Origin of the sequence: Streptantibioticus silvisoli (genome assembly GCF_027947535.2) — a bacterium.
Classification (GTDB): Bacteria; Actinomycetota; Actinomycetes; order Streptomycetales; family Streptomycetaceae; genus Streptantibioticus_C; species Streptantibioticus_C silvisoli.
In genome coordinates this window covers 1-24,177 of the sequence record NZ_JAAGKO020000085.1, presented here as the reverse complement: position 1 = coordinate 24,177, position 24,177 = coordinate 1, and the positions used below count along the sequence as shown (strand labels likewise).

Here is a 24,177-nt window from a genome sequence, read left to right as displayed (position 1 = left end):
GGGGGGGGGGAGGGGGATGGGGGTTGGGGGACGGGTGGGCGGGGGGCGGGATCGGTGACGGGGGTTCGGGATCGGCGATCGGTGACCGGCGGGGGATGGGGGAGGAAGAACGGATGGGGGGCAGGTCCGGGCCGGGCGGGACGGCGGTCACTCGTGCGTGCCGATTGCCGTGCGCCGGGTTGACGGTTGTCGCCCGGAACGGGTGATCGCGGCGGCCGGAGGGTGACGGTCCCCGCTACGGCCCGCCCGACGCCCGGTTCCAGGCGGCTCCAGGGTTCCGGGCCACCCGACCCCGGCTCCGCACCGCACCGGCGCCCGCTCGCATGCACCCGACACCGCCCCCGGACCGCCCGACGCCGCCTCGGACGGGCGCCCGGCGCGAAAGGTGTCCCCCGCCGCGGCCACCCCACCGGAGCCCCCGGCACCCGTTTTCGAGCACCCCGGAGCACCCCCGGACCCCCCGGACCACCTCCGGAAACCGCACCCCCGGAGCATCCCCAGGGCGCGCGCCGGCCGGGGGCGCCGCGCGGTCCACGTCACTCTCCGCACCCGTTGGGGAGTGACGGCAAACACCATTCGGGCATGATGTCCGTCACGTCGGGATAGCACCGGCGTGAGGCCGACGTGACGAGGTTCACCGAACCGGCACACGCGGCACCGGCGTTTCGATCCGGTCGGCGGCAGGGGCAATCGCGCAGGTCGAGCGGGTACGGCGGGGCGGCGGACGGACGCGGCGGCGAGGGGCGTGCGGTGGCCTGAATGTGACGCGGGTCGCGGTCAGGCGGCCACCGGCCGACGGGAGCGGCGGAGGTCACCGGCGTTAATCGGGGCGGGAGTTGTCAGTGGCCTCCCGTAGGCTTCTGAACATGCAGTCGAACTCTGAGCCGCTCGCCCACGCACCCGCGGCTGTCCCCGCGGCCCTGCGGCTTGAGCACGCCCAAGAGCGGATACGCGCCCTCACCGGCGGCCCCGAACTATCGGTGGCCGACCGGCTGGAACTGGCCGAATGGCAGCGCGAATGGGTCGCGGCCTGGCGTGAGGCGGAGTACGTCCCCGCTGCTTGAAGCGGTGAGTGACGGCACAGCGACCGGCGTCAGACTCCGCCCCGCCCGCCGTCTGCCTCCGCCCACGCCCGGCCACCGCAGGGCGCACGCCGGCCACCCCGCCGGTGGCGCCCGGCCCGCACCGGCGGCGCTCGGCACCGGCGCCCGTCGATCACCGCGCCGGGCGTCGGCCATCGCACCGGACGACTTCAGCCACCGCGACGCCGTTACGGACCCGCGCCGGCCACCGCACCGGTAGCGACGGCCCCCGCGTCACGCCATCACGCGCGCCGCTGAGCCCAGGCGTCAGCCGATCGCACCGTGGACGTCCGGCGGCGCCCAGCACCCGGGACCGCTCGTCAACCACCGCACGCCCGCGTCACCCCACGTCACCCCGCATCACCTCCGCATCCCCCCGTTACGCCCGGTCACCGCCCTCCGCGCTACGCCCCGGCATCGCCTGAGCGCTACGCCCGGCACCGCCCTCAGCCGAACTCCGCCGCCAGAGGCGCGGGGCCGCCGAGGGCGTTGCGGCGTTCGGGCATGGCGAGGGTGACCATGCGCAGGCGGCCGGCGGCGAGCTCGTAGGCGTACGCGGTGCGGATGCCGGCGGTGAGGACGGCCGTCTTGGGGCGGGGCCAGCGCAGGATGCGGCCCATCCGGGACATGACGGCGAGGCTGACGTCGCGGTAGGTGCGGATCTCGGCCCGGGCGGTGTGTTCGAGGAGGTCGCGGATCAGGCGGCCGTGGCCAGCGGCGGCAAGGCGCAGGAGTTCCTCGTGGCAGAAGGCCAGGTGGTTGTCCTCGTCGGCGGAGATCATCCTGATCGCGCGGCCGACGCCGGGGTGGCCGCCGAAGATCCGCTTGAGCAGGCGCATCTGCTCGGCGGCCCGCTGTTCGGTGACGCGGCTGTGCGCGAGGTAGGCGATGACGTCGTGCTCGGTGAGCTCCTCGGCGCGGCACAGTCTCGCGTGGGACAGGCCGATCCCCTGGCGTTCCAGGCTCATCGTGTAGTCGGTGTCGTCCGGCACCGGGACCTCTTCGAGGCCGCGCTGGTGCAGCAGGGCCTTGAAGATGCGGCCGTGCTTGTCCTCGTCGGCGCCGTGCCGGGCGATCTTGGGGGCGAGTTCGGGGTCGCGCACCAGGGCGGAGATGCGGCCGTTCTCCCAGCCGCCCTGGTCCTCGCCCTTGGCGGCGATGCTGCAGAAGAGCTGGAACGCCTCGTCGTCGTCGTGGATCTCCCGGAACAGGCTGCGTGCCGAAAGCATCGTGACCCCTCTCCCAGAGCCTCCCGAACGCCCGAGGACGCCGGCTCTCCCGGTTCCGGGGCCCCGGTTCTTCCGGTTTCCCCGTTTCCCCGACTCCTTGTTTCCCCGTCTCCCCGTCTCCTTGTTTCCCGGGGCTCCCGGTTTCCCGGATTCCGGGGTCGCGGGTTCCATGGGGCCCGGACTCACCGGCCCTCCCGGACTCCCCCGGCCCTCCCGGACTCCCCCGGGCCCCGGCAGGCCCCGGATTCCGGGCTCTCCCCGGAATCCGCCGGACCGGATCGGATCGGCCACCGCCTTCAGTGACCTATTTGTCAGGTGATATCACGAAGTATTGAATTCCAGCGGTCAGCCTGCGGCAACAGCTGAAGCCGTTCGGGTGACGTTCGCCGGACCCGGGCACCGACGCGGCGAGCCCCGGCGTTCTCCTAGCATGAACGGATGACACCCCCCGCCGGCCCGCACGACAACCCTCCGCACCAGACCTCACCGCACGAGCCTCCGTCGCCCGACAGCTCGCCGTCGCAGGACGGCCGCCCGCCGCAGGACGTTCCCCGCCAGACGTCCTGGGGCGACTCGGCACCCTGGGACGACGCGCCCTGGGACGAGCCGCCGTCCTGGGACGACGAGCCCGGCAGCTGGGAGGACGCCAAGCCCGCCGCCGGCACGCCCGCGCGCAGGTCGGGGGCGGTGACCGGCCACGACCTCTCCGTCGAGCGGGCGCGGCCCGAGACGGCGGTGGAGGCGCTGAACCGCGTCTTCGGCTACGACTCGTTCCGCGGCGAGCAGCAGGAGATCATCGACCACGTGGTCGGTGGCGGGGACGCGCTGGTGCTGATGCCGACCGGTGGCGGCAAGTCGTTGTGCTACCAGATCCCGGCGCTGGTGCGGGACGGCGTGGGTGTGGTGATCTCACCGCTGATCGCGCTCATGCAGGACCAGGTCGACGCGCTGCGGGCGCTGGGGGTGCGGGCCGGGTTCCTGAACTCGACGCAGGCCTCCGACGAGCGCCGGATGGTGGAGGCCGAGTTCCTCGCCGGGGAGCTGGACCTGCTGTACCTGGCGCCGGAACGGTTGCGGGTCGAGGCGACGACGCGGTTGCTGGAACGCGGCAGGATCTCGCTGTTCGCGATCGACGAGGCGCACTGCGTGGCGCAGTGGGGCCACGACTTCCGGCCGGACTACCTGGCGCTGTCGGCCCTGCACGAGCGCTGGCCGGACGTGCCGCGCATCGCGCTGACCGCGACGGCGACCGAGGCGACGCACCAGGAGATCGCGGCGCGGCTGAAGCTGGGGGACGCGCGGCACTTCGTGGCGAGTTTCGACCGCCCGAACATCCAGTACCGGATCGTGTCGAAGGACGACCCGAAACGGCAGCTGCTCGCCCTGCTGCGGGCCGAGCACCCGGGGGACGCGGGCATCGTCTACTGCCTGTCGCGGGCGTCGGTGGAGAAGACCGCGGCGTTCCTGGTGGCCAACGGGGTCGAGGCGCTGCCGTACCACGCGGGGCTGGACGCGTCGGTCCGCGCGCGGAACCAGTCGCGGTTCCTGCGGGAGGACGGGCTGGTGATGGTGGCGACGATCGCGTTCGGCATGGGTATCGACAAGCCGGACGTGCGGTTCGTCGCGCACCTGGACCTGCCGAAGTCGGTCGAGGGCTACTACCAGGAGACCGGCCGCGCCGGGCGGGACGGGCAGCCGAGCACCGCGTGGCTGGCGTACGGGCTCCAGGACGTCGTGCAGCAGCGCAAGATGATCGACACCTCCGAGGGCGACGAGGCGCACCGGCGGCGGCTGGCCGCGCACCTGGACGCGATGCTGGCGCTGTGCGAGACGGTGGACTGCCGGCGGGTGCGGCTGCTGGAGTACTTCGGACAGAAGGGCGAGCCCTGCGGCAACTGCGACACCTGCCTGACGCCGCCGGAGGCGTGGGACGGCACGGTTCCGGCGCAGAAGCTGCTGTCGACGGTGGTGCGGCTGAAGCGGGAGCGCAACCAGAAGTTCGGCGCCGGTCAGATCATCGACATCCTGCTGGGGAAGAAGACGGCGAAGGTCATCCAGTTCGACCATGACGGGCTGAGCGTCTTCGGCATCGGCAGCGAGCTGCGTGAGGCCGAATGGCGGGGAGCGGTACGGCAGTTGCTGGCGCAGGGGCTGTTGGCGGTCGAGGGTGACTACGGCACGCTGGTGCTGACCGAGGGCAGCGCGGAGGTGCTGGCCGGCCAGCGGCAGGTGCCGTTGCGACGGGAGCCGGAACGCAAGGCGGCGCCCCGGGCGTCGGGCGGTTCGGGTTCGGCGTCCCGGTCCAAGCGCGGCGCGGCGCCGGTCGACCTGCCGGCGGAGGCGCAGCCGGTGTTCGAGTCGCTGCGGGCATGGCGGGGCGCCACGGCGAAGGAGCAGGGCGTTCCGGCGTACGTCGTCTTCCACGACGCGACGCTGCGCGAGATCGCGATGGCCCGCCCGGCCACGCTGGCCGACCTCGGCGGGATCAGCGGCATCGGCGAGAACAAGCTCAACAAGTACGGTCAGTCGATCATCGACCTGCTGGCGGAGGCGGGGGCGGAGGGGTAGCTCTCCGGAGGTGGGGGTGCAGCGGGTGACGGGAGTCGATGCCGGCGTCCGGGGCGGTGGCCGGCGCGGTGGCCGGGGCGGTGGCCGGCGCCGGGGGATCGCTGACGAGCGGGGTCGTGGCTGACGGGCGGAGGAATCGCCGACGTCCGGCACCACGGCCGACGTCCCGCTCCCGGTCAACGTCCGGCACCACGGCCGACGCCCCGCATCCCTCCCCCCGCCGTCTTCGCGTCGTCCCCGCTTGGCGGGCCGGGGGCTGGCAGACTGCCCGGCATGTCCGACGAGACGTCACACACAGCGCCGGCGGCGGACGGCCGGGCGGCGGCGGTCCGGCGCGGGCGGGTGCGGCCGTGGGTGTGGGGACTGGTGGTGTGCGTGGCCGGGGCGTTCACCGCTTACGTGCGGGCGTTCCTGGCGGTGTCGGGGCTGACGGACTCCGGCGGCGGATGCGGGATGGGCCGCGAGCGGGACTTCGTGCGGCTGGACGTGCGCGACTTCCCGCCGGCCGCCCGGTGCCTGCTGCGCGACGGTACGGCGCACGACCTCGTGCCGTCCTGGACCGCGCCGGTGCTGGTGGCCGGCCTGGCGGGCGCCCTGCTGTGCGCCGCCGTCGCGCTCTGCCTGACCCTGCGCCGCCGCCGTACGACGACGCCCGCCGCCTGAGCCACCGGTACCCCCGGTGGCGGCGCCCGGGGTCGCCGGCGTTGCCGGTGCCAACGGCCGCTCGTGCCTCCAGTCACCGGTGCCAACGTTGCCGGTGCCAACGGTCACCGGTACCAACAGTCACCGGCGCCTCCCCGGACCCCACCCCGCCCGGCCCCGCCGGAGGCGCCCGTATCGTGGCTCCGGAACGCCCATCACGGCTGGGGAGTAACGGGGAATGGTGACGCGGCAGGAGCTGGAGGACCTCGACCTGGGCACGGTGCGTACCGTGACGGACGGGTGGGGTGACCTGATGACCGCGGCGCACGCGGCGGGGGACGACGTCGACCGGTCGGTGATGCGGAAGGTCACCAGCACCCAGCAGGGCGCCACGGCGAACGCGTTGACCGGGCGGCTGTCCACGTTGCGCGACAACTACGGTTATGTCTCCGAGGAGTCGGGGCTGATCCAGGACACGATGGCCGCGCTGGTCGACGAACTCGACGCCGCGCAGCGGTCGTTGAAGCAGGCGTACGAGACGGCGGAGCATCTGGCGGGGTTCCGGGTCGAGCAGGACGGCAGCGTCAGCTTCCCGCTGGACCCGCCGGACGCCGGGGTCCGGCCGACGCCGTCGCGGCACGACGCGGACGGTTCCTCGCCGGCCGACGACGAGCCGGCGCCGCCGGGGCGGGGACGGATATCGGGGCCGTCGGCACCGCGGAGCACGGCCCCCGGCTCCCCCGCGACCGTGACCGGGTCCGGTTCCCCCGCTACCGCGCCAGGCTCCCCCGCGAGCGCGAGCGCGACCGCGCCCGGTGACGTGGACGGCCCCAACCGCCGGACGGCGCAAGGCATTTACGACACGATCGACGCCGCGGTGCGGCGGGCGACGGCCGCGGACGAGAAGTTCGCCGGGCTGCTGCGGAAGTTCACCGCGCAGCACGACTACGCCGTCACCGGGGCGACCTGGCGGGACGTGGCCGGGGACGACCGGGCGGCGGTGGCCGCGGACGGCGGGGACCTGCGGCTGGACGCGATCCCGCCGGCGAAGACCGATCCGCTGAAGGCCGCCGAGTGGTGGAAGGGCCTGACGCCGGCCCAGCAGCAGGAGTACCTGGCGCTGGCACCGGACCGGATCGGGCGGCTGGACGGGCTGCCGGCCCAGGTGCGCGACGAGGCGAACCGGGTGTGCCTGCCGATGCTGATCGCCAAGTACCAGGCGGGCGGCGACCGCAACGACGAGTTCGGCAAGCTGTCGGGGTTCACCGCGATCCAGGCGAGGCTGAACAACGAGATGGGCGGCGCGGTCCCGGTCTACCTGCTGGACGTCGGCGACGAGGGGCAGGGCCGGGCGACGATATCGTTCGGCGACCCGGACACCGCGCGGAACGTGTCGGCGTTCGTGCCCGGCACCGGCACGAGGCTCAGCGACCTGGCCGGCGGCGACCTCCAGCGGGCGAAGAACGTGTGGATGGCGGCGAACAAGGCCGACCCGACGCAGTCGCTGGCGTCCGTGGTGACGCTGGACTACGACGCGCCGCAGGTCAACACCACCGACATCCTCAACGACCCGGCGGTGATGGGCACCGGCCGCGCGGACCAGGGCGCGGTCAACTACGACCACCTGCTCGGCGGCATCCGCGCCGCCCACCAGGGCTCCGCGCCGCACGTGACCGCGATCGGCCACAGTTACGGCACGCTCGTGGTCGGCAAGGCCGCGACCCGGCCGGGCGGCATCCCGGCCGACGACATGGTGCTGGTGGGTTCGCCGGGCGTCGGCGTGCAGCACGCTTCGCAGTTGGGCATCGGCGCGAAGCACGTGTACGTCGGCGCGGCGGACGACGACCCGATCACCCGCCTGCCGTCGAAGCTGGAGGGCGCGTCGATCCTCAGGACGCCGGTGGACCTGCTGACCGGGAACATCCCCGGCGCCGGGGCGGACGTGGGCACCGCGGTCGGCGCCTACCTCACCCATCCGCACCAGTTGTGGTTCGGGCAGGACCCGGCCAGCTCCGGGTTCGGGGCGCAGCGTTTCGCGGTGGCGCCGCAGGGCGACGTGTTCACCGCGCAGGCGCATTCGCACAACTACCTGGAGGCGGAGCCGATGTCCCAGAAGTCGCTGGGCAACATCGGCAAGATCGTCACCGGCCACGGCGACCAGATCACCCGCCAGGCGTACCGATGACCACACCGGGGGCGGGCACGACGGGCCCGCACGGCGCGGCGGGGGTCCGGCTGGGGCCGCTGGGCGGTTCGCTCGGGCCGCTCGGCGGTCCGCAGGCCGCGGAGGGCATCCGTGCGGTGCTGGACCGCACCTACGCCGCGATCCTGCCGGGGCTGACCCGCAACGACAACGCGCTGCTGCTGAACCCGGCGGGCGATCCGGGCTCCGGCCCGAGCCCGGTGGCGCGGCTGATGGAGTACAGCGACATCACGACCGTCGTCTCCTCGGCCCGCCGGGGATCGCTGCTGGGCGTCATCGAACGCGCCTGGCTGTCGTTCGGCTACGTCATCGACGAGGTCAACGGCGACTTCTCGATGCCGTCGATGGACGTACGCACACCGGACGGGTACGGCGTGCAGCTGAACGTCGGCGCGCCCGGCAACGTCTACTTCCTGGTCAGCAGCCCGCTCATCCGCCGCCCGGCGGACACGTTCGCGTACAGTCAGCCGCTGGTACCGACCCAACTGCCCGACGTCGACCACCCCTTCTGGTCCCACTGAACGGGTCCCGGTGAACGGGTCCCGATGAACCGGTCCCGGCGATCCGATCCCACTGAACGGGTCCCGTTGACCCGTCCCGTTGACCCGGTCCGACCGATCCGGCCCCCGAACCCCCGGCAGGTGCACCCCGATGAAGACGCCCCTGGTGAAGACGCCGTTGCGGACGCCGCTCGTGCTCAACGTGGCCGTGCTGGCCGGTGTGCTGGCGCTGGCGCTCACCGGCTGCGGCGGTACGGGCGGCGGTGGCGGTTCCCCCGCCGCCGGGCCGATCGGCGCCGACGAGGCCGTCGCGGGGATGCACGCGGTGCTGGACAAGACGTTCGACGGCATCCGTCCCGCGCTGACCCGGGTGCTCAACGGTCCCAGCGCCACGCCGAACCAGGACGCCGCCGGCCGTTCCGACGGCACGGCCGCCCTGTCGGAGTACTGCGACGTCACCACGATCGTCGCCCCGGGCCGGCGGGCGGAGTTGTTCGCGCGGGTGGAGCAGGTGTGGAAGGCCCTCGGCTGGTCCGTCGACACCTCCGGCACGCAGGCCGGCGAGATGCCCACCCTCGACGCCACGACCCCCGCCGGCTACGGCGTCGAGCTCGAGGTCGGCGCCCCTGGCAACGTCTATCTCCAGGTCTCCAGTCCGCCGATCCGCTATCCCGAGGGTTCCACCGCGTACTCCGGCGGCGGCCGGGGCGACACGCGTCCGACGGTGGAGAGCGAGCACTGGTCGCACTGAGCGCGCGGCGCCGTTCCCGTGCGGCCCGAACAGGTCCCTGCGGACGGGGAGTTGGCGTGTCCGGCCGACGGCCTGCGACGTGCGGCTCGGCGTACGGCCACCGGCGGACCGCGGCTAGGCTCGCGCCGCCAGCGGGAACGTCCCGCGAACGGAAGCGGAGAACGCCATCATGGAACTGCCCGGAGACCTGCTCGAACTGCTGCGTGGCCGGAGCACCTGCTACGTCGCGACCACCATGCCGGACGGCTCGCCCCAGCTGACCCAGACCTGGGTCGACACCGACGGCACCCACGTGCTGGTCAACAGCGTCCGCACGCATGTGAAGACCCGCAATCTCGAACGCGATCCGCGCATCGCCCTGACCGTCTCCGACCCCGGCAACCCGTCGCGCTACTTCCAGGTCCGCGGCCGGGTCGCCGCCATCACGACGGACGGCGCCGTCGAGCACATCGAGGCGCTGGCGCAGAAGTACCTGGGCGGCCCCTACCCGTGGTGGGGCGGGCGTGACCAGGAGCGGGTGATCTACGTGGTGGAGGCCGAGCGGGTCATCGGCATGGGCTGAGCACCGGTGCGGCCCCGCGCCTGCGTCGGCGGTGGGAGGCGGGGCCGCGGACGACGTCACCGGCGGATGGGCCGGCGTCGTCCGGCGGACGACGTCGTCAGCGGGCGGCGGCCCGCGGCGTCGGGGGAACGGGCGTCAGCAGTTGGTGTAGCCGACCCCCGAGCCGTGGTACGTGCAGGAGTCGACGGACTTGCCGTGGCTGTCGCGCAGGGAGGCGGTGTCGCCGGTGTTGTTCCACACGTGCCAGCCCATCCCCCAGTAGAGGGTCGCGCCGCTGTCCCGCCCCTTGCCGGTGTGGACCCAGACGCTGGCGCCGGGACGCAGGGTGTGGCTGGGGAAGGTGAAGACGTGGTTCTTCGGGTCGCGCAGCGTCCAGCCCTTGAGGCTGACCGAGCTGTGGCCCGAGTTGGTGATCTTGACGTCCTCGCCGTTGACGTTGTGCGTGGTGTCCTTACCCGGCGCGTCGTACTGGATCCGGGCGAGGTGCACGGCCGGGGTGCTCGCGGTCGCGGGAACCGCCGCGCAGACGACCGAGGCGGCGCCCACGGCTATGACCGGGACCAGCATGCGTAAGCGCATGTACGGGCCTTTCTGAGAGATCCCCCGGTATACCGGGGAAAGTGAGTTCGACCGAACAGCCGAAGATCGTATGGTACGGGCGGAATCAACCGTTCCGAACCGTCCTGTCGGCCGGGAATACCCCAGGGGGGTATACAGTTGAACTCCTGTACGAGGGCACTCGACCCGTGGAAGTCAGGAGGCGGCGATGGCCACCACGACCACCGGCAGGACGCCGGCCGGCCGGCGCGAGACCGGGCGGGCCGGCGACGGCGGCCGGGTCGAGCTGACGATCGGCGGCATGACCTGCGCGTCCTGCGCGGCGCGTATCGAGAAGAAGCTCAACCGCATGGACGGCGTCACCGCGACCGTCAACTACGCCACCGAACGCGCCGGCGTCACGTATACGGACGGCGTGGCGGTGGACGACCTGATCGCGACCGTGGAGGCCGCCGGGTACACCGCACGCGCCCCCGAACCGGAAACCGATCCCGAACCGGATCCGGAACCCGAACCGCAATCCGGAGCGGACCCGCGGCAGGCCACCCCCGGCCCCTCGGGCGCCCCCAGCACTCCCGCCCCGGGCCCGGGCTCCCCCGGCGACCGCACCGGTGCTGCCGGCACCGCCGCCGCGGACCGCTCCGCGCCCGACCCGTTGCGCCAGCGGCTGATCACCGCCGTGGTGCTCGGGTTGCCGGTGGTGCTGCTGGCGATGGTGCCGGCGCTCCAGTTCCGCGACTGGCAGTGGCTGTCGCTGACGCTGGCGGCGCCGGTCGTGGCGTACGCGGGGTGGCCGTTCCACCGTGCGGCGTGGACGAACCTGCGGCACGGCGCGGCGACCATGGACACGCTGGTGTCGGTCGGCACGCTGGCGGCGTTCGGCTGGTCGCTGTGGGCGCTGTTCCTCGGCGACGCGGGGGCGCCGGGGCTGAAGGACGCCTTCGACCTGTCGGTCTCGCGCGGCGCGGGCAGCCGGACGATCTACCTGGAGGCGGCCGCCGGGGTGACCGCGTTCGTGCTGGCCGGGCGGTACGCCGAGGCGCGCAGCAAGCGGCGGGCCGGGGCGGCGCTGACGGCGCTGCTGCACCTGGGCGCGAAGGACGTGGCGGTACTGCGCGACGGTGTCGAGACACGGGTGCCGGTCGGGCGGCTGGCCGTCGGCGACCACTTCGTGGTGCGGCCGGGCGAGAAGGTGGCGACCGACGGTGTGGTGCGGCACGGCGGGACAGCCATCGACGCCTCGATGATCACCGGTGAGTCGGTGCCGGTCGACGTCGGTCCCGGCGACCAGGTCACCGGCGCGACGGTCAACGGCGGCGGGCGGATCGTGGTGGAGGCCACCCGGGTCGGCGCCGACACCCGGCTCGCCCGGATCGCCCGGCTGGTGGCCGACGCGCAGAACGGCAAGGCGGCGGCGCAGCGGCTGGCGGACCGGGTCTCGGCGGTGTTCGTGCCGGTCGTGATCGTGCTGGCGCTGGGCACGCTGGCCGGCTGGCTGCTGCTGGGCGAGGGGGCGACGGCGGCGTTCACCGCGGCGGTGGCGGTGCTGATCATCGCCTGCCCGTGCGCGCTGGGGCTGGCCACGCCGACCGCGCTGATGGTGGGCACCGGGTGCGGCGCGCAGCTGGGCATCCTGATCAGGGGCCCGGAGGTGCTGGAGACCACGCGGCGGGTGGACACCGTGGTGCTGGACAAGACCGGCACGGTCACCACCGGCGTCATGACGCTCACCGCCGTCGAGGTCGCGGACGGCGAGAGCGAGGAACGGGTGCTGCGGCTGGCGGGTGCGCTGGAGGACGCCTCGGAGCACCCGATCGCCCGCGCGGTCGCGGCCGCCGCGGCGGAGCGGACCGGCCGGCTGCCGGTGGCACGGGAGTTCACCGCGCTGCCGGGGCAGGGCGTGCGCGGCGTGGTGGACGGCGTGCTGGTGACCGTCGGGCGCCCGGACCCGGCGCCGGACGGGCCGCTGGCGGACGCGGTGCGGCGGGCCGGCGCCGAGGGGCGCACGGCGGTGACCGTGGCGTGGGACGGCGCGGTGCGCGCCGTGCTGGTGGTGGCGGACGCGGTGAAGCCGACCAGCGCGGAGGCGGTGCGGCGGCTGCGGGCGCTGGGTCTGCGGCCGGTCCTGCTGACCGGTGACCACGAGGCGGTGGCCCGGGCGGTGGCCGCCGAGGTCGGCATCGACGAGCGGGACGTGGTGGCCGGGGTGCTGCCGGAGCAGAAGGTCGAGGTCGTCAAGCGGCTCCAGGGCGAGGGCCGCAGCGTGGCGATGGTCGGCGACGGCGTCAACGACGCGGCGGCGCTGGCCCAGGCGGACCTGGGGCTGGCGATGGGCACCGGTACGGACGCCGCCATCGAGGCCGGCGACCTGACCCTGGTGCGCGGCGACCTGCGGGTCGCGGCGGACGCGATCCGGCTGTCGCGCCGGACGCTGCGGATCATCCACTCCAACCTGTTCTGGGCCTTCGGCTACAACGTCGCCGCGCTGCCGCTCGCCGCGGCCGGGCTGCTCAACCCGATGATCGCCGGGGCGGCGATGGCCTTCTCCTCGGTCTTCGTCGTCGGCAACAGCCTGCGGCTGCGCCGGTTCGAACCCGCCGGTGAGGGCACCCGGACGTAGGCCGGGCCCGGCGGATCGACCAGGAGCGACCGGACGGCCCCGGCGCCGCCGGTTGCCGCACGTCGCGGACGTAGGGTGGGCGGGTCGGCCTCAGCGCACAACCTCACCGGTCCGGCGGGCCGGTGCGAAATCCGAGGAGCACACGATGTCCGGGACCACAGCGGACCCCAACGAGCGGCCCGTCCGGCCTGACCGGCTGCCGCAGTGGGAAGCGCTCGGCGAACACCGCGAGCAGCTGGGCGGGGTGAGTCTGCGTGAGCTGTTCGACGCCGACCCGTCACGTGCCACCCGGTACGGGGTGGACGTCGGCGACCTGCACATCGACTACTCCAAGCACCTGATCACCGACGAGACGCTGGAGCTGCTGCGCGCGCTGGCCGAGGTGCGGGACGTGGCCGGGCTGCGCGAGGCGATGTTCCGGGGCGAGAAGATCAACGCCACCGAGGACCGCGCGGTGCTGCACACCGCGCTGCGCGCCCCGGCGGACGCGGTCGTCGAGGTCGACGGCCACAACGTGGTGCCCGACGTGCACGCGGTGCTGGAGAAGATGGCCGGCTTCGCCGACCGGGTCCGCTCCGGCGCCTGGACCGGCCACACCGGCAAGCGCATCCGCACGGTGGTCAACATCGGCATCGGCGGCTCCGACCTGGGCCCGGCGATGGCGTACGAGGTGCTCAAGCCGTACACCGCGCGGGAGTTGGGCTTCCGGTTCGTCTCCAACGTGGACGGCGCGGACCTGCACGAGGCGGTGCGGGACCTCGACCCGGCCGAGACGCTGTTCATCATCGCGTCCAAGACGTTCACCACGATCGAGACGATCACCAACGCGACCGCCGCGCGGCGCTGGCTGCTGGCCGGTCTCGGCGGCGACGACGCGGCGGTGGCCAAGCACTTCGTGGCGCTGTCGACCAACGCCGAGAAGGTCTCCGGCTTCGGCATCGACACCGACAACATGTTCGGGTTCTGGGACTGGGTCGGCGGTCGCTACTCGTTCGACTCGGCGATCGGCCTGTCGCTGATGATCGCCATCGGCCCGGCCCGGTTCCGCGAGATGCTGGACGGCTTCCAGCTGGTCGACGAGCACTTCCGCACCGCGCCGCCGGAGGCCAACGCCCCTTTGCTGATGGGCCTGTTGGGCGTCTGGTACGGCAACTTCCATGACGCGCAGTCGCACGCGGTGCTGCCCTACAGCCACTACCTGTCCCGCTTCACCGCCTACCTGCAACAGCTGGACATGGAGTCCAACGGCAAGTCGGTGGACCGGCAGGGCGAGCCGGTGGACTGGCAGACCGGGCCGGTGGTGTGGGGTACGCCGGGCACCAACGGGCAGCACGCGTACTACCAGTTGCTGCACCAGGGCACGAAGCTCATCCCGGCGGACTTCATCGGCTTCGCCGAACCGCTGGCGGAACTGGGCGAGTTCGCCGACCAGCACGACCTGCTGATGGCCAACTTCTTCGCGCAGACCCAGGCGCTGGCGTTCGGCAAGACCCCGGACGAGGTGCGGGCCGAGGGCGTCGCGGAGGAGCTGGTGCCGCACAAGACGTTCCGCGGCAACCACCCGACGACGACCGTGCTGGCCACGTCGCTGACGCCGTCGGTGCTGGGCCAGCTGGTCGCGCTGTACGAGCACAAGGTCTTCGTCCAGGGCGCGATCTGGGACATCGACTCGTTCGACCAGTGGGGTGTGGAGCTCGGCAAGGTGCTCGCCAAGCGCATCGAACCGGCGCTGAGCGAGGGCGCCGACGTGCCCGGCCTCGACCCGTCCACCACCGCGCTGGTGGCCCGCTACCGCGAGCTGCGCGGCCGGAAGTAGCCCCTGTCGCCGTCGACTTGTGAACGCGGCGGCGTCGGGAGTCCGGCCGGGGAACGCACCGCACGGCAGACGAATGCACCGCACGGCGGACGAAGGGGCGGTGCACCGGGTGACCGGTGCACCGCCCCTTCGGCGTGCGGTGTCGCCGGTCAGCCGAGCCGGGTCAGCTTGTCGCCGAAGCCGGGCGCCGTCATGCCGTTCCGCAGGGTGACCGGGATGCGGATCTGGCCGGGGCCGTCGCCGACGGTCAGCGTGCCGACGTCCGCGCCGGCCTTGGCGGTGTGCGGAACGGTGCCCGCCTTCAACGCGACCGGCACCTTGACGCCGGGCCAGCCCACCGCGCGGACCGTCCGGGTGGCCACCACCGGGGTGTGGCCGCCGAAGCCGTTGTCGACGTAGCCGACGACCGAGCCCTTCCCTATCACCTGGGCCGAGGTCAGCTCGTGCTGCGCGGCCAGCACCAGCTTGAGGCTGGCGGCCGTGACGGTGTCCAGGATCGACGGCTTGTACTGCCCCAGGACCACCCCGAGGATCAGCTGCGTGGTGCCGCCGACGTCCTTGTACGCGGCGAACACCAGGTTGCCGCCGGCCGCGGTCGAGGTGCCGGTCTTCACGCCGACCACGTCGTTGGTGCCGACCAGGTGGTTCCAGTTGTTGTACGTGTCCCCGCTCGCCGTGCGGTAGCTGGGCTCGGCGACGACCTGCCGGAAGACCGGGTCGGCCATCGCCTTCTCGACGAGTTTGAGCTGGTCGCCGGCGGTGGAGACGGTCGTGGCGGTCAGGCCGCTGGGGTCGGTGTACGTGGTGTGGTCCATGCCGAGGCTCTTGGCGGTCGCGTTCATCTTCTTGACGAACACGGCCTCGGATCCGGCGTCCCAGCGCGACAGCATGCGGGCGATGTTGTTGGCCGAGGCGATCATGATGTCCTCAAGGGCCTCGAACTGGCTGATCCGGGCGCCCGCGGTGACCTTGACCACCGATTCGCCGTCGGCACCGAGCTTGAAGTCGGCGGCGGCCTGCTGGTCCACCGTCAGCGACGCGCCGGTGCTGCCCTGCTTCATCGGGTGGTCGTGCAGCACGATGTACGCCGTCATGATCTTGGCCACGCTGGCGATCGGCTCCGGCTTCTGGGCGCCGTAGGTGCCCATGCTGCCCAGGCCCTCGACCTCCATCGCCGCCTGCCCCTCGGACGGCCACGGCACGGCCGGCGCCGAACCGCCGAACCCGTACGTGGGGTTCAGCGTCAGCGTCAGCGCGGGCGCCGGCAGCGGGCGGACCGCCTGCACGATGCAGAAGACGATCACCAGCAGCAGCACCAGCGGCGTCCAGATCTTCACCCGGCGCAGGGAGGTGCGCAGCAGCGTCTGCGGCGGCGCGGGCGTGTTGGTCAGCGCCGCCAGCAGCTTCAGCGGCTCCTCGGGCGCCGGCGGCAGCGGCTGCTGACGCGTCTGCTCGCGCCGGGTCGGCCGCCCACTGCCGAACTCCGGCGCCGGCCCGTCCGCCGGCACACCGCCCGGCAACGGAGGCGCGGGCGCCGGCGGCGGCGGAACGGCGGCCGGCATCAGCGCGGTGGCAGCCCGCCCGGGGGAGGCGCCGTCGGCGGAGGGGGCGCTGTCGGCAGGGGAAGCGCCACCGGCGGAGGGGGCGCTGTCGGCGGAGGCGCCGCTTGCGGAGGGGGCGCTGTCGGCGGAGGCGTCCTCGGGCTCGGCGGGCTTGGCGAGCGGCGCGGGCTTGGCGCCGGCGCTCGGCTCCGCGGCGGTGGCGCCGTTGGGCTTGGCGCCCTCGGGCTCGGCGGGCTTGGCGAGCGGCGCGGGCTTGGCGCCGGCGCTCGGCTTGGCGGCGGTGGCGCCGCTGGGCTCGGCGTCCTCGGGCTCGGCGGCTTCCGGGGTTCCGGCGGCTCGGGAGCTTCCGGCGGCCGGCTCGGCGTCCTCGGCGGCTGCGGCGTCCTCCGGTTCGACGCGTCCGGCGCGTCCGGCGGGCTTTCCGCTGGCACCCGGCGCCGCGTCCTCCGGCTCGGCGTCCTCCGGCTCGGAACCGCCGGCGCCTTCGGAACTTCCCGCGGCTTCGGAGCCGTCGGCGCCTTCGGAACTTCCGGCGGTCTCGGCGCCGGCGCCCTCCGCGGCCGTCCGCGGGCCTGAGGCGCCCTCTGCGGCGTCCTGGTCGCCGGAGGCGTCCTCGGGGACCCCTGCGGCGTTCTGGGCGCCCTCAGGGGCAACTGCGCCGCCCTCGGGGGTGCCCTCGGAGGCCGCGTCGCTCTCCTCGGCGTCCGAGGCGTCGGCGGCGTCCGCGTCACCGGAGGCGTCATCGGACGCACCGGAGGCGTCGGCGGCGTCACCGGCGGAGCCGTCCGCACCGGACGCGGGACCGGCGGTGACGCCAGCCGCCGAACCGTCCGCCTCGCCGTCACCGGAACCGTCACCGGAACCGCCGCCGGAACCGCCGGCGGCGTCACCCGCCGAACCGTCCGCGTCCCGCCCGCCGTTCACCGCTTCCGCCTTCGCGTCGGCCGACACGCCGTCCCGTGGAACACCTGCGGAGGAATCCTTCCCGGGGCGGGAACCCTGGGCGCCCTCCCGTTCGTCTTCACGGGCGTCGCCTTCGTCAGCGGCCCGGTGCGGCGCCGGGTCGTCGGCCACGGCGACGGCGAGTGCCGACTCCGCCTCCCGGCGTACCGCGTTCCTCGGGTCGGTCACCTTGCCGGTCGTCTCCCCCGACGACTCCTGCTGTTCCGCCCTGCCGGGGGAATCGCCCGCCACTGGTACCTCCCGTAGAAATCCCGTCGGGCCGCCGCGTCCGACGGCCCGCTCACCCATGCTTCACCGGCCAGTGTCCTGCGCGGTCCTGCGGCTCCCCCCGCAGACCCGCCGGAGGGGCCGTACGGACACCACCCGACCGGTAGACGAGAACGACATACCTGCCGGTTCCCCCATATAAGGAACACGCGCTCTCGACACATCGTGTGAGAGGCGTCACCCTGTCATTCATCCACGCGGGGAGGCATGGATGGGCAGGAGCCGCAGAACAATCCCGGAAGAGCTATTGCTGCTCGCCCTGGACCCGACCACCGGGACCACGGCGCAGCCGCAGTCGCTCGACCTAGGTCTGGCCGGGGCTCAGCTAGTGGAGCTGGCCCTTGCGGGACGGATAGCCCCTGATGGGGATCGTATCGCCGTGGTCCACCCACGGCCGACCGGAGATCCGACGCTGGACTCCGCGCTCGAACTGCTGCGCAGACGCGGCAGCCCGGTGCGCGCCGTCCACTGGATCGGCGGGCCCAGACTCGGGCTGCGCCAGACGTACCTCACGCATCTCGAACGCTGCGACATGGTGCACGCCGTGCCGGGGCAGATGTGCGGGGTGCTTCCGACCACGCGCTACCAGGCGACCGACAGCGCGGTCACCCGGGAGATCAGGGCACGGCTGGACAACGCGATCCGCACCGGCACGCCACCGGACCCACGCACCGCGGCCCTGGCCGCACTGGCCCACGCGGTCGGGCTCGGCAAGCATCTCTACCCGGGTAACGAGGGCCGCTCCTCGCGCTCCCGGCTGCGCGACCTCATCCGGTACGACCCGATGGGCGGCCTGGTCGCCCACGCGGTCATGGACGTCGGCAACGGCGTCGCCGTCCAGCAGCGCCGACCGGCGCCCGCCCCGGCGGCCCAGCCGGCACACGGCCTGGCCAGGGTCGCCGTGCGCTGACCACCGGCGACGGCGGCGCACCACGGCACGCAGACCTGACGGCGCGCACCGCGCCGGCCCCCGCCGGGGCCGGAGAGGTGCGCGCCGCCGCGCTGCGTGGATGTTGATGTGCCCGAAAACGCACGGGAGTTGGCGTTCGCCAGCGCGAACACGACCGTTGGTGGCAGTCTGCTGACAGGTGGTACACCCGGGTGTACGCCGGTTGCCCGAATCGAGCGCCCGGACCGGTCCGGGAGCAGGTCTGGTCGGAGGTGCAGTTCGTGGCGTCCAACGTCAACCCCACTGTCAGGCGGCGCCGGCTGGGCTCGGAGTTGCGCAAACTGCGCGAGCAGCGGGGCATGACCGCCGAGGAGGTGGCCGCCCGCCTGCTGGTGTCCCAGTCCAAGATCAGCCGCCTGGAGAACGGGCGGCGCAGCATCAGCCAGCGCGACGTGCGCGACCTGTGCGGGGTCTACGGCGTGGAGGACGAGCGCGTCGTCGAGTCGCTGATGCAGATGGCCAAGGAGTCCCGCCAGCAGGGCTGGTGGCACGCCTTCGGCGACGTGCCGTACAGCGTCTACATCGGGCTGGAGACCGACGCGGCGTCGCTGCGGGTCTACGAGTCGCTGGTCGTGCCGGGCCTGCTCCAGACCCCGGACTACGCGCGGGCCGTCATCAAGGGCATGTGGCCGGAGGCGACAGCGGCCGAGGTCGACAAGCGCGTCCAGGTGCGGCTCAAGCGCCAGGAGCGGGTCACCGACCAGGCGCGTCCGCTGCGGTACTGGGTGGTGCTGGACGAGGCGGCGCTGCGCCGGGTGGCCGGCGACGAGCGGATCATGGCCGCCCAGCTGGAGCAGCTGGTCACCTGCAGCGTCCTGCCGCACGTCACGCTCCAGGTGCTGCCGTACAGCATGGGCGCGCACCCGGGGATGTACGGCAAGTTCGCCATCCTGGAGTTCGAGGACACCTCGGACGCGACGGTGGTCTACCTGGAGGGCGTCACCAGCGACCTGTACCTGGAGAAGCCCAACGACGTGCAGGACTACAGCGTCAAGTACGAGCACCTGCGCGCCCTGGCCCTGGGCCCCGAGCAGTCGCGGGAGTTCATCCGCGACGTCGCGAAGGACTACGTCCGGTAGCCGGGGACGGGGCAGGCTACACGGACCCGTCGGCGTCCGGCAGATCTCCCCCGAATATGCCACCCGGTCGAGTGAACGGCACCGCCGTGACGCAACGCCACGCAGTAGCGTCATTTGCGCAACGGAACGTCACGTTGCCCTCAACTCACCTTCCCCGGAGTGGACATGAACGACCGTCAGATTCAGCAGGGCGTTACGGCGGAGTGGAAGAAGTCGTCGTACTCCGGCGCCCACGGCGACTGCGTGGAGGTCCGCTCCCCCGGGACGGCCGCCGTCGCGGTCCGTGACTCCAAGGACCCGCAGGGCCCGGCGCTCAGCTTCAGCCCGCAGGCCTGGTCGGCCTTCGTGACCGGCATCGACGCCGGAGCCTTCGGCCAGCGCTGACCCGCACCGCGCTCCAGCACGGCCCCCTCGTTCATGACGCCGACCTGGCCGAGGGGGCCGTTCGCGTACCGGGCCGTTCGCCGGGCGCTCCGGGGCCGTCCGGGCAACCGGAAGCCGTCGCGTACCTGGGAGCCGTGCACCGGCCGCCGCAGGCGTTCGCCGGGCGCACCGGGGCCGGGGGCCGCGCCGGGGTCAGCGGGCCGGGTAGCGTTCCAGCCAGGCGGCGGTGGAGTTGACCGTGGCGGCCTGGGTCATCTCCATGGCGAAGTCGTCGGCCAGTTCCAGCAGGGTGCCGCGGCCCTCGATGCCGACGACCCAGCCGGGCGGCAGCGCGGTCTCGCCGTGCTGGACGCCGAGCAGGTTGCCGCAGATCGACCCGGTGGAGTCGCTGTCGCCGGAGTGGTTGACGGCCAGCAGCAGGCCGTGCCGGGCGTCCTCGGCGACCAGCGCGCAGTACACGCCGATGGCCAGCGCCTCCTCCGCCGTCCAGCCCTCGCCGAGGGACTCGACGCGTTCCGGGGTCGGCAGGCCCTGCCGGACCGCGCCGAGCGCGCGGCGCAGCGCCTCGGAGGTCTCCTCGTGGCCGGGGTGGACGGCCAGCAGGGCCAGGGTGCGCTGCACGGCGGCCTCCAGCGGCTCGGCGTGCGCGAGGGCGTGCACGATGACGGCGAACGCGCCGGCCGCCAGGTAGCCGGTGGGGTGGCCGTGGGTCTGCGCGGCGCACTCGACGGCGAGCTGGAAGACGAGTTCCGGCTCCCAGCCGACCAGCAGGCCGAACGGCGCCGAGCGCATGACCGTGCCGCACCCCTTGGACTGCGGGTTCTTGGGTTCGGCCAGGGTGCCCATCCGGTCGTCGCCGAGGCCGGCCAGGCAGGCGCGGCCGGGGGCCCGGCGGGCGTAGAGCCACTCCTCGCGGGCCAGCCAGCCGCTGTCCTTCTTGCGTTCGTCCGGTCCCCACTCCGCCTGGGTGGCGGCCCACCGCAGGTAGGCGCGGTGCACGTCGGTCGGCGGGTGCCAGCCGCCGGCGTCGCGGCGCACGTGCGCGCGGATCAGGCCCTCGACGGTGAACATCGTCATCTGGGTGTCGTCGGTGACCGCGCCCGGTCTGCCGTAGGCGGTCACGTAGTCGGTGACACCGCCCGGGCCGTGGGCGGCGCGTATGGCGTCCAGTGACTCGAACTCGATGGCGGCGCCGAGCGCGTCACCGATGGCGCCGCCCAGCAGGCAGCCGCGGACCCGGCCGCGGAAGTCCTGTTGCTGGGCGCGTCCCCAAATCCCGCTCACCTCGAAGCTCCTCCCCGTTTTTCCGGCGCGTCACTGTAATGGACACACCTGTCCCGGGTCAGTGATTCAGGACGCGCCGATATCCACCGGTGACCCGGTGTCAGCGCCACGCCGGCGTACCAGCCGTGCCGTCGGTCCTACCGTCAACCCTCCAGCACCGGCAGCAGATCCGGCAGCCGGCCGTCGAACTCCCGTCCGGTGGCGAGGCGTTCGGCCGGCACCTCGCCGTAGGTGGTGGTGCGCTGCCGGGCCGGGCGGCCGGCGGCGGTGGCGATGGCCTCCAGGTCGGCGATGGACCGGTGGGAGCCGTAACCCGACCCGGCCATCCGGGAGATGGTCTCCTCCATCAGCGTGCCGCCCAGGTCGTTGGCGCCGGAGCGCAGCATGCGGGCGGCGCCGTCCGCGCCGAGCTTGACCCAGCTGGTCTGGATGTTGGGGATGTGCGGGTGCAGCAGCAGCCGCGCCATCGCGGTGACCGCGAGGTTGTCGCGGGCCGTCGGGCCGGGGCGGGCGATGCCGGCGAGGTAGACGGGCGCGTTGGTGTGGATGAACGGCAGCGTGACGAACTCGGTGAACCCGCCGGTCTCACGCTGTAGTTGAGCGAGGGTGCGCAGGTGGCCGAGCCAGTGGCGGGGCTGGTCGACGTGGCCGTACATCATGGTGGACGAGGAGCGGATGCCCAGCTCGTGGGCGGTGCGCACCACGTCGATCCAGGTGTCGGCGGGCAGCTTGCCCTTGGTGAGGATCCAGCGGACCTCGTCGTCGAGGATCTCGGCGGCGGTGCCGGGGATGGTGTCCAGGCCCGCCTCCTTCGCGGCCGTCAGCCAGTCGCGCACCGACAGTCCGGTGCGGGTGGCGCCGTTGACGATCTCCATGGGCGAGAAGGCGTGCACGTGCATGCCCGGCACCCGGTCCTTCACCGCCCGGGCGATGTCGAAGTAGGCGGTGCCGGGCAGGTCGGGGTGGATGCCGCCCTGCATGCACACCTCGGTGGCGCCCACCTCCCACGCCTGCGCGGCCCGGTCGGCGACCTGGGTGAGCGACAGGGTGTAGGCGTCGGCGTCGGTGCGGCGCTGGGCGAAGGCGCAGAACCGGCAGCCGGTGTAGCAGACGTTGGTGAAGTTGATGTTCCGCGTCACGATGTAGGTGACCTCGTCGCCGACCGCGGCGCAGCGCACGTCGTCGGCGATGCCGCACAGCGCGTCGAGCGCCGGCCCCTCGGCGTGCAGCAGGGCGAGGGCCTCGGCGTCGGTGAGCCGGGTGGGGTCGTCGGCAGCGGTGGCCAGCGCGGCGCGCACGTCGGCCTCGATGCGGTCCGGGGCGCTGGCGGCCTGTTCGCGCAGGGCCTCCCAGTCGCCGTAGACGTCGTCGAAGTCCTCGCGCCGGTCGCCGGTGCGGCCCTCGGTGTCGATGCTGGCGTGCAGGTCGGTGCGGCCGGTAGCGGTGAAGGCCTCGTCGGGCTCCTGCCAGGGCAGCCCGGTGGGGACGACGTCCTCGCGGGCCAGCCCGGTGTCCGGGTCGGCCAGCGCGCGCACGTGCGGCAGCAGCCGCGGGTCGAGCCAGGGTTCGCCGCGGGCGATGAACTCCGGGTAGATGGTGAGGCGTTCACGCAAGCTGAAGCCCGACTCGGCGGTGCGGTCGGAAAGTTGGCCGATATGCGGCCACGGGCGTTCGGGGTTGACGTGGTCCGGGGTGAGCGGGGAGACGCCGCCCCAGTCGTCGATGCCGGCCGCGATCATGGTGGCGTACTCGCCGTCGACCAGGTTGGGCGGCGCCTGGATACGGGCGGCCGGGCCCAGCACGAGCCGGGCGACGGCGATGGCGGCGGCGAGTTCGTCCAGTTCGGCGTCGGGCATGCCGCGCATCGCGGTGTCCGGCTTGGCGCGGAAGTTCTGGACGATGACCTCCTGCACGCCGTGGTACGAACGGGCGGTGCGGCGGATCGCGAAGAAGGCGTCGGCCCGCTCCTCGTAGGTCTCGCCGATGCCGATCAGCACGCCGGTGGTGAACGGCACGTTGGAGCGGCCGGCGTCCTCCAGCACCCGCAGGCGTACCGCGGGCTCCTTGTCGGGCGAGCCGTGGTGCGGGCCGCCGGGTTCGGACCACAGGCGGGTGGCGGTGGTCTCCAGCATCATCCCCATGGACGGCGCGACCGGCTTGAGGCGCTGGAGGTCGGTCCAGCTCAGCACGCCGGGGTTGAGGTGCGGCAGCAGGCCGGTCTCCTCCAGCACCCGCACCGCCATGGCCCGCACGTAGGCGAGCGTGTCGTCGTAGCCGTGCGCGTCCAGCCACTCACGCGCCTGCGGCCAGCGGTCCTCGGGACGGTCGCCGAGGGTGAACAGGGCTTCCTTGCAACCGAGTCGAGCGCCCTGCCGGGCGATGTCGAGCACCTCGTCGGGCGAGAGGTACATGCTGTGGCCGTCGCGGTGCAGCTTGCCCGGCACGGTGACGAACGTGCAGTAGTGGCAGCGGTCGCGGCACAGCCGAGTCAGCGGGATGAAGACCTTGCGGGAGTAGGTGATGACGCCGGGCCGTCCGGCGGCCTCCAGCCCGGCGTCCCGCACCCGGCCGGCGACCTGCGACAGCGCCGCGAGGTCCGCGCCGCGGGCCCGCAGCAGCACGGCCGCCTCGGCGGCGTCCAGCGTGACCCCGGACCGCGCCCGCGCCAGGGCCCGGCGCATCGCGTTCGAGGTGGGCGCGGGGGCGGTCCCGGCCGGGGCGGTCGGGTCGGGGCGCGACGGGATCGAGTCCATCACCCGAGCATAGAAGCGGGACGCCGCCCGGGGCGGGAGGGGAGTTGCGCCCTTTGTCACAGCGGTGGCGAGGAATACCGGTGTTCCGGATCACAACGGCCGCTCGGGGCGGGCGGGTTGGGCGGTGGCACGCCAGCTGGCTCTCGGCCGGAGGAAGGTGCGGTGCCGGCCGTCGCGGGCCTGCCGTGGTCCGCGCGGTGGTCCTGGGCCGGTCCGGTGACCGGCGAAAGGCCGGTCCGGCGACCGGGGAACGGACGCGGAGACGGGTGCTGACCGGCCGGTTCGCATCCGGCGCCGCCGACTTCACCGGGCCGCCGGTCGAGGCGGGCGTGCGGCGGGCGCTGCTGGCCCGTACACCGTGGCGCCGCGGGGCATGGGGCATGGGGCATGGGGCATGGGGTACGA

General features: G+C 73.5%; 17 protein-coding genes. 12 read left to right on the top strand and 5 right to left on the bottom strand.

The window, feature by feature from the left end:
* Nucleotides 1–866: 866 nt before the first annotated feature.
* Nucleotides 867–1,064, top strand: coding sequence for a hypothetical protein (locus POF43_RS32330; protein WP_271318455.1), 198 nt, complete (start codon nt 867–869; stop codon nt 1,062–1,064).
* A 464-nt stretch (nt 1,065–1,528) separates the two neighbouring features.
* Here the strand turns inward: POF43_RS32330 and POF43_RS32325 are convergent, their stop codons facing one another.
* On the bottom strand, nt 1,529–2,311 hold the full coding sequence (locus tag POF43_RS32325) for a ferritin-like domain-containing protein (protein WP_271325800.1): 783 nt from the start codon (nt 2,309–2,311) through the stop codon (nt 1,529–1,531).
* 438 nt (nt 2,312–2,749) lie between these two features.
* On the opposite strand from POF43_RS32325, the gene recQ reads away from it, so the two are divergent.
* The 6 genes from recQ to POF43_RS32295 all read left to right on the top strand — a co-directional run bounded on the left by recQ (nt 2,750) and on the right by POF43_RS32295 (nt 9,537).
* Nucleotides 2,750–4,879 carry a DNA helicase RecQ gene (gene recQ, locus POF43_RS32320; protein ID WP_271325719.1) on the top strand — a complete coding sequence of 710 codons (2,130 nt, stop codon included), beginning with the start codon at nt 2,750–2,752 and terminating at the stop codon, nt 4,877–4,879.
* A gap of 273 nt (nt 4,880–5,152) precedes the next feature.
* Entirely contained in the window at nt 5,153–5,542 is a 390-nt protein-coding gene (locus POF43_RS32315; RefSeq protein ID WP_271324927.1) for a hypothetical protein, read from the top strand.
* A gap of 217 nt (nt 5,543–5,759) precedes the next feature.
* Nucleotides 5,760–7,706: an alpha/beta hydrolase gene (locus POF43_RS32310; protein ID WP_271324926.1), complete on the top strand. Its 1,947-nt coding sequence runs from the start codon at nt 5,760–5,762 to the stop codon at nt 7,704–7,706.
* Complete coding sequence (locus POF43_RS32305) at nt 7,703–8,245, top strand: hypothetical protein (protein WP_271317328.1); 543 nt, start codon at nt 7,703–7,705, stop codon at nt 8,243–8,245. Before POF43_RS32310 ends, POF43_RS32305 begins: the two co-directional genes overlap by 4 nt.
* A gap of 130 nt (nt 8,246–8,375) precedes the next feature.
* A complete protein-coding gene (locus tag POF43_RS32300) occupies nt 8,376–8,975 on the top strand; it encodes a hypothetical protein (protein WP_271324925.1) in 600 nt (199 codons plus the stop codon).
* Between the two features lie 169 nt (nt 8,976–9,144).
* On the top strand, nt 9,145–9,537 hold the full coding sequence (locus tag POF43_RS32295) for a PPOX class F420-dependent oxidoreductase (RefSeq protein ID WP_271317326.1): 393 nt from the start codon (nt 9,145–9,147) through the stop codon (nt 9,535–9,537).
* A gap of 135 nt (nt 9,538–9,672) precedes the next feature.
* Here POF43_RS32295 and POF43_RS32290 read toward each other — a convergent pair whose 3' ends face one another.
* A complete protein-coding gene (locus tag POF43_RS32290; RefSeq protein WP_271324924.1) occupies nt 9,673–10,116 on the bottom strand; it encodes a lamin tail domain-containing protein in 444 nt (147 codons plus the stop codon).
* A 187-nt stretch (nt 10,117–10,303) separates the two neighbouring features.
* Between POF43_RS32290 and POF43_RS32285 the strand changes: the two genes are divergently transcribed.
* Together POF43_RS32285 and pgi are read left to right on the top strand one after the other, a co-directional pair.
* The gene (locus tag POF43_RS32285) at nt 10,304–12,715 is read left to right on the top strand and encodes a heavy metal translocating P-type ATPase (RefSeq protein ID WP_282704910.1); all 2,412 of its coding nucleotides are present in this window, start codon (nt 10,304–10,306) and stop codon (nt 12,713–12,715) included.
* Nucleotides 12,716–12,860: 145 nt separating this feature from the next.
* A complete protein-coding gene (pgi, locus tag POF43_RS32280; protein ID WP_271323461.1) occupies nt 12,861–14,531 on the top strand; it encodes a glucose-6-phosphate isomerase in 1,671 nt (556 codons plus the stop codon).
* 149 nt (nt 14,532–14,680) lie between these two features.
* On the opposite strand, the gene POF43_RS32275 is transcribed toward pgi, so the two are convergent.
* Nucleotides 14,681–17,287: a D-alanyl-D-alanine carboxypeptidase gene (locus POF43_RS32275; RefSeq protein WP_271323460.1), complete on the bottom strand. Its 2,607-nt coding sequence runs from the start codon at nt 17,285–17,287 to the stop codon at nt 14,681–14,683.
* A 247-nt stretch (nt 17,288–17,534) separates the two neighbouring features.
* Here POF43_RS32275 and POF43_RS32270 point away from each other — a divergent pair, with 247 nt between their 5' ends.
* The 3 genes from POF43_RS32270 to POF43_RS32260 all read left to right on the top strand — a co-directional run bounded on the left by POF43_RS32270 (nt 17,535) and on the right by POF43_RS32260 (nt 19,735).
* Nucleotides 17,535–18,233 carry a GOLPH3/VPS74 family protein gene (locus tag POF43_RS32270; RefSeq protein ID WP_271316201.1) on the top strand — a complete coding sequence of 233 codons (699 nt, stop codon included), beginning with the start codon at nt 17,535–17,537 and terminating at the stop codon, nt 18,231–18,233.
* Nucleotides 18,234–18,493: 260 nt separating this feature from the next.
* Nucleotides 18,494–19,351, top strand: a complete 858-nt coding sequence (locus POF43_RS32265) for a helix-turn-helix domain-containing protein (protein WP_271316202.1) — start codon at nt 18,494–18,496, stop codon at nt 19,349–19,351.
* Between the two features lie 165 nt (nt 19,352–19,516).
* Nucleotides 19,517–19,735 (top strand): DUF397 domain-containing protein, encoded by a 219-nt coding sequence (locus POF43_RS32260; protein ID WP_271316203.1) that lies wholly within the window; start codon nt 19,517–19,519, stop codon nt 19,733–19,735.
* 192 nt (nt 19,736–19,927) lie between these two features.
* On the opposite strand, the gene POF43_RS32255 is transcribed toward POF43_RS32260, so the two are convergent.
* Both POF43_RS32255 and POF43_RS32250 read right to left on the bottom strand, forming a co-directional pair.
* Nucleotides 19,928–21,019, bottom strand: a complete 1,092-nt coding sequence (locus POF43_RS32255) for an ADP-ribosylglycohydrolase family protein (RefSeq protein ID WP_271316204.1) — start codon at nt 21,017–21,019, stop codon at nt 19,928–19,930.
* A gap of 143 nt (nt 21,020–21,162) precedes the next feature.
* On the bottom strand, nt 21,163–23,772 hold the full coding sequence (locus POF43_RS32250; protein ID WP_372516180.1) for a bifunctional FO biosynthesis protein CofGH: 2,610 nt from the start codon (nt 23,770–23,772) through the stop codon (nt 21,163–21,165).
* Nucleotides 23,773–24,177: the final 405 nt, after the last annotated feature.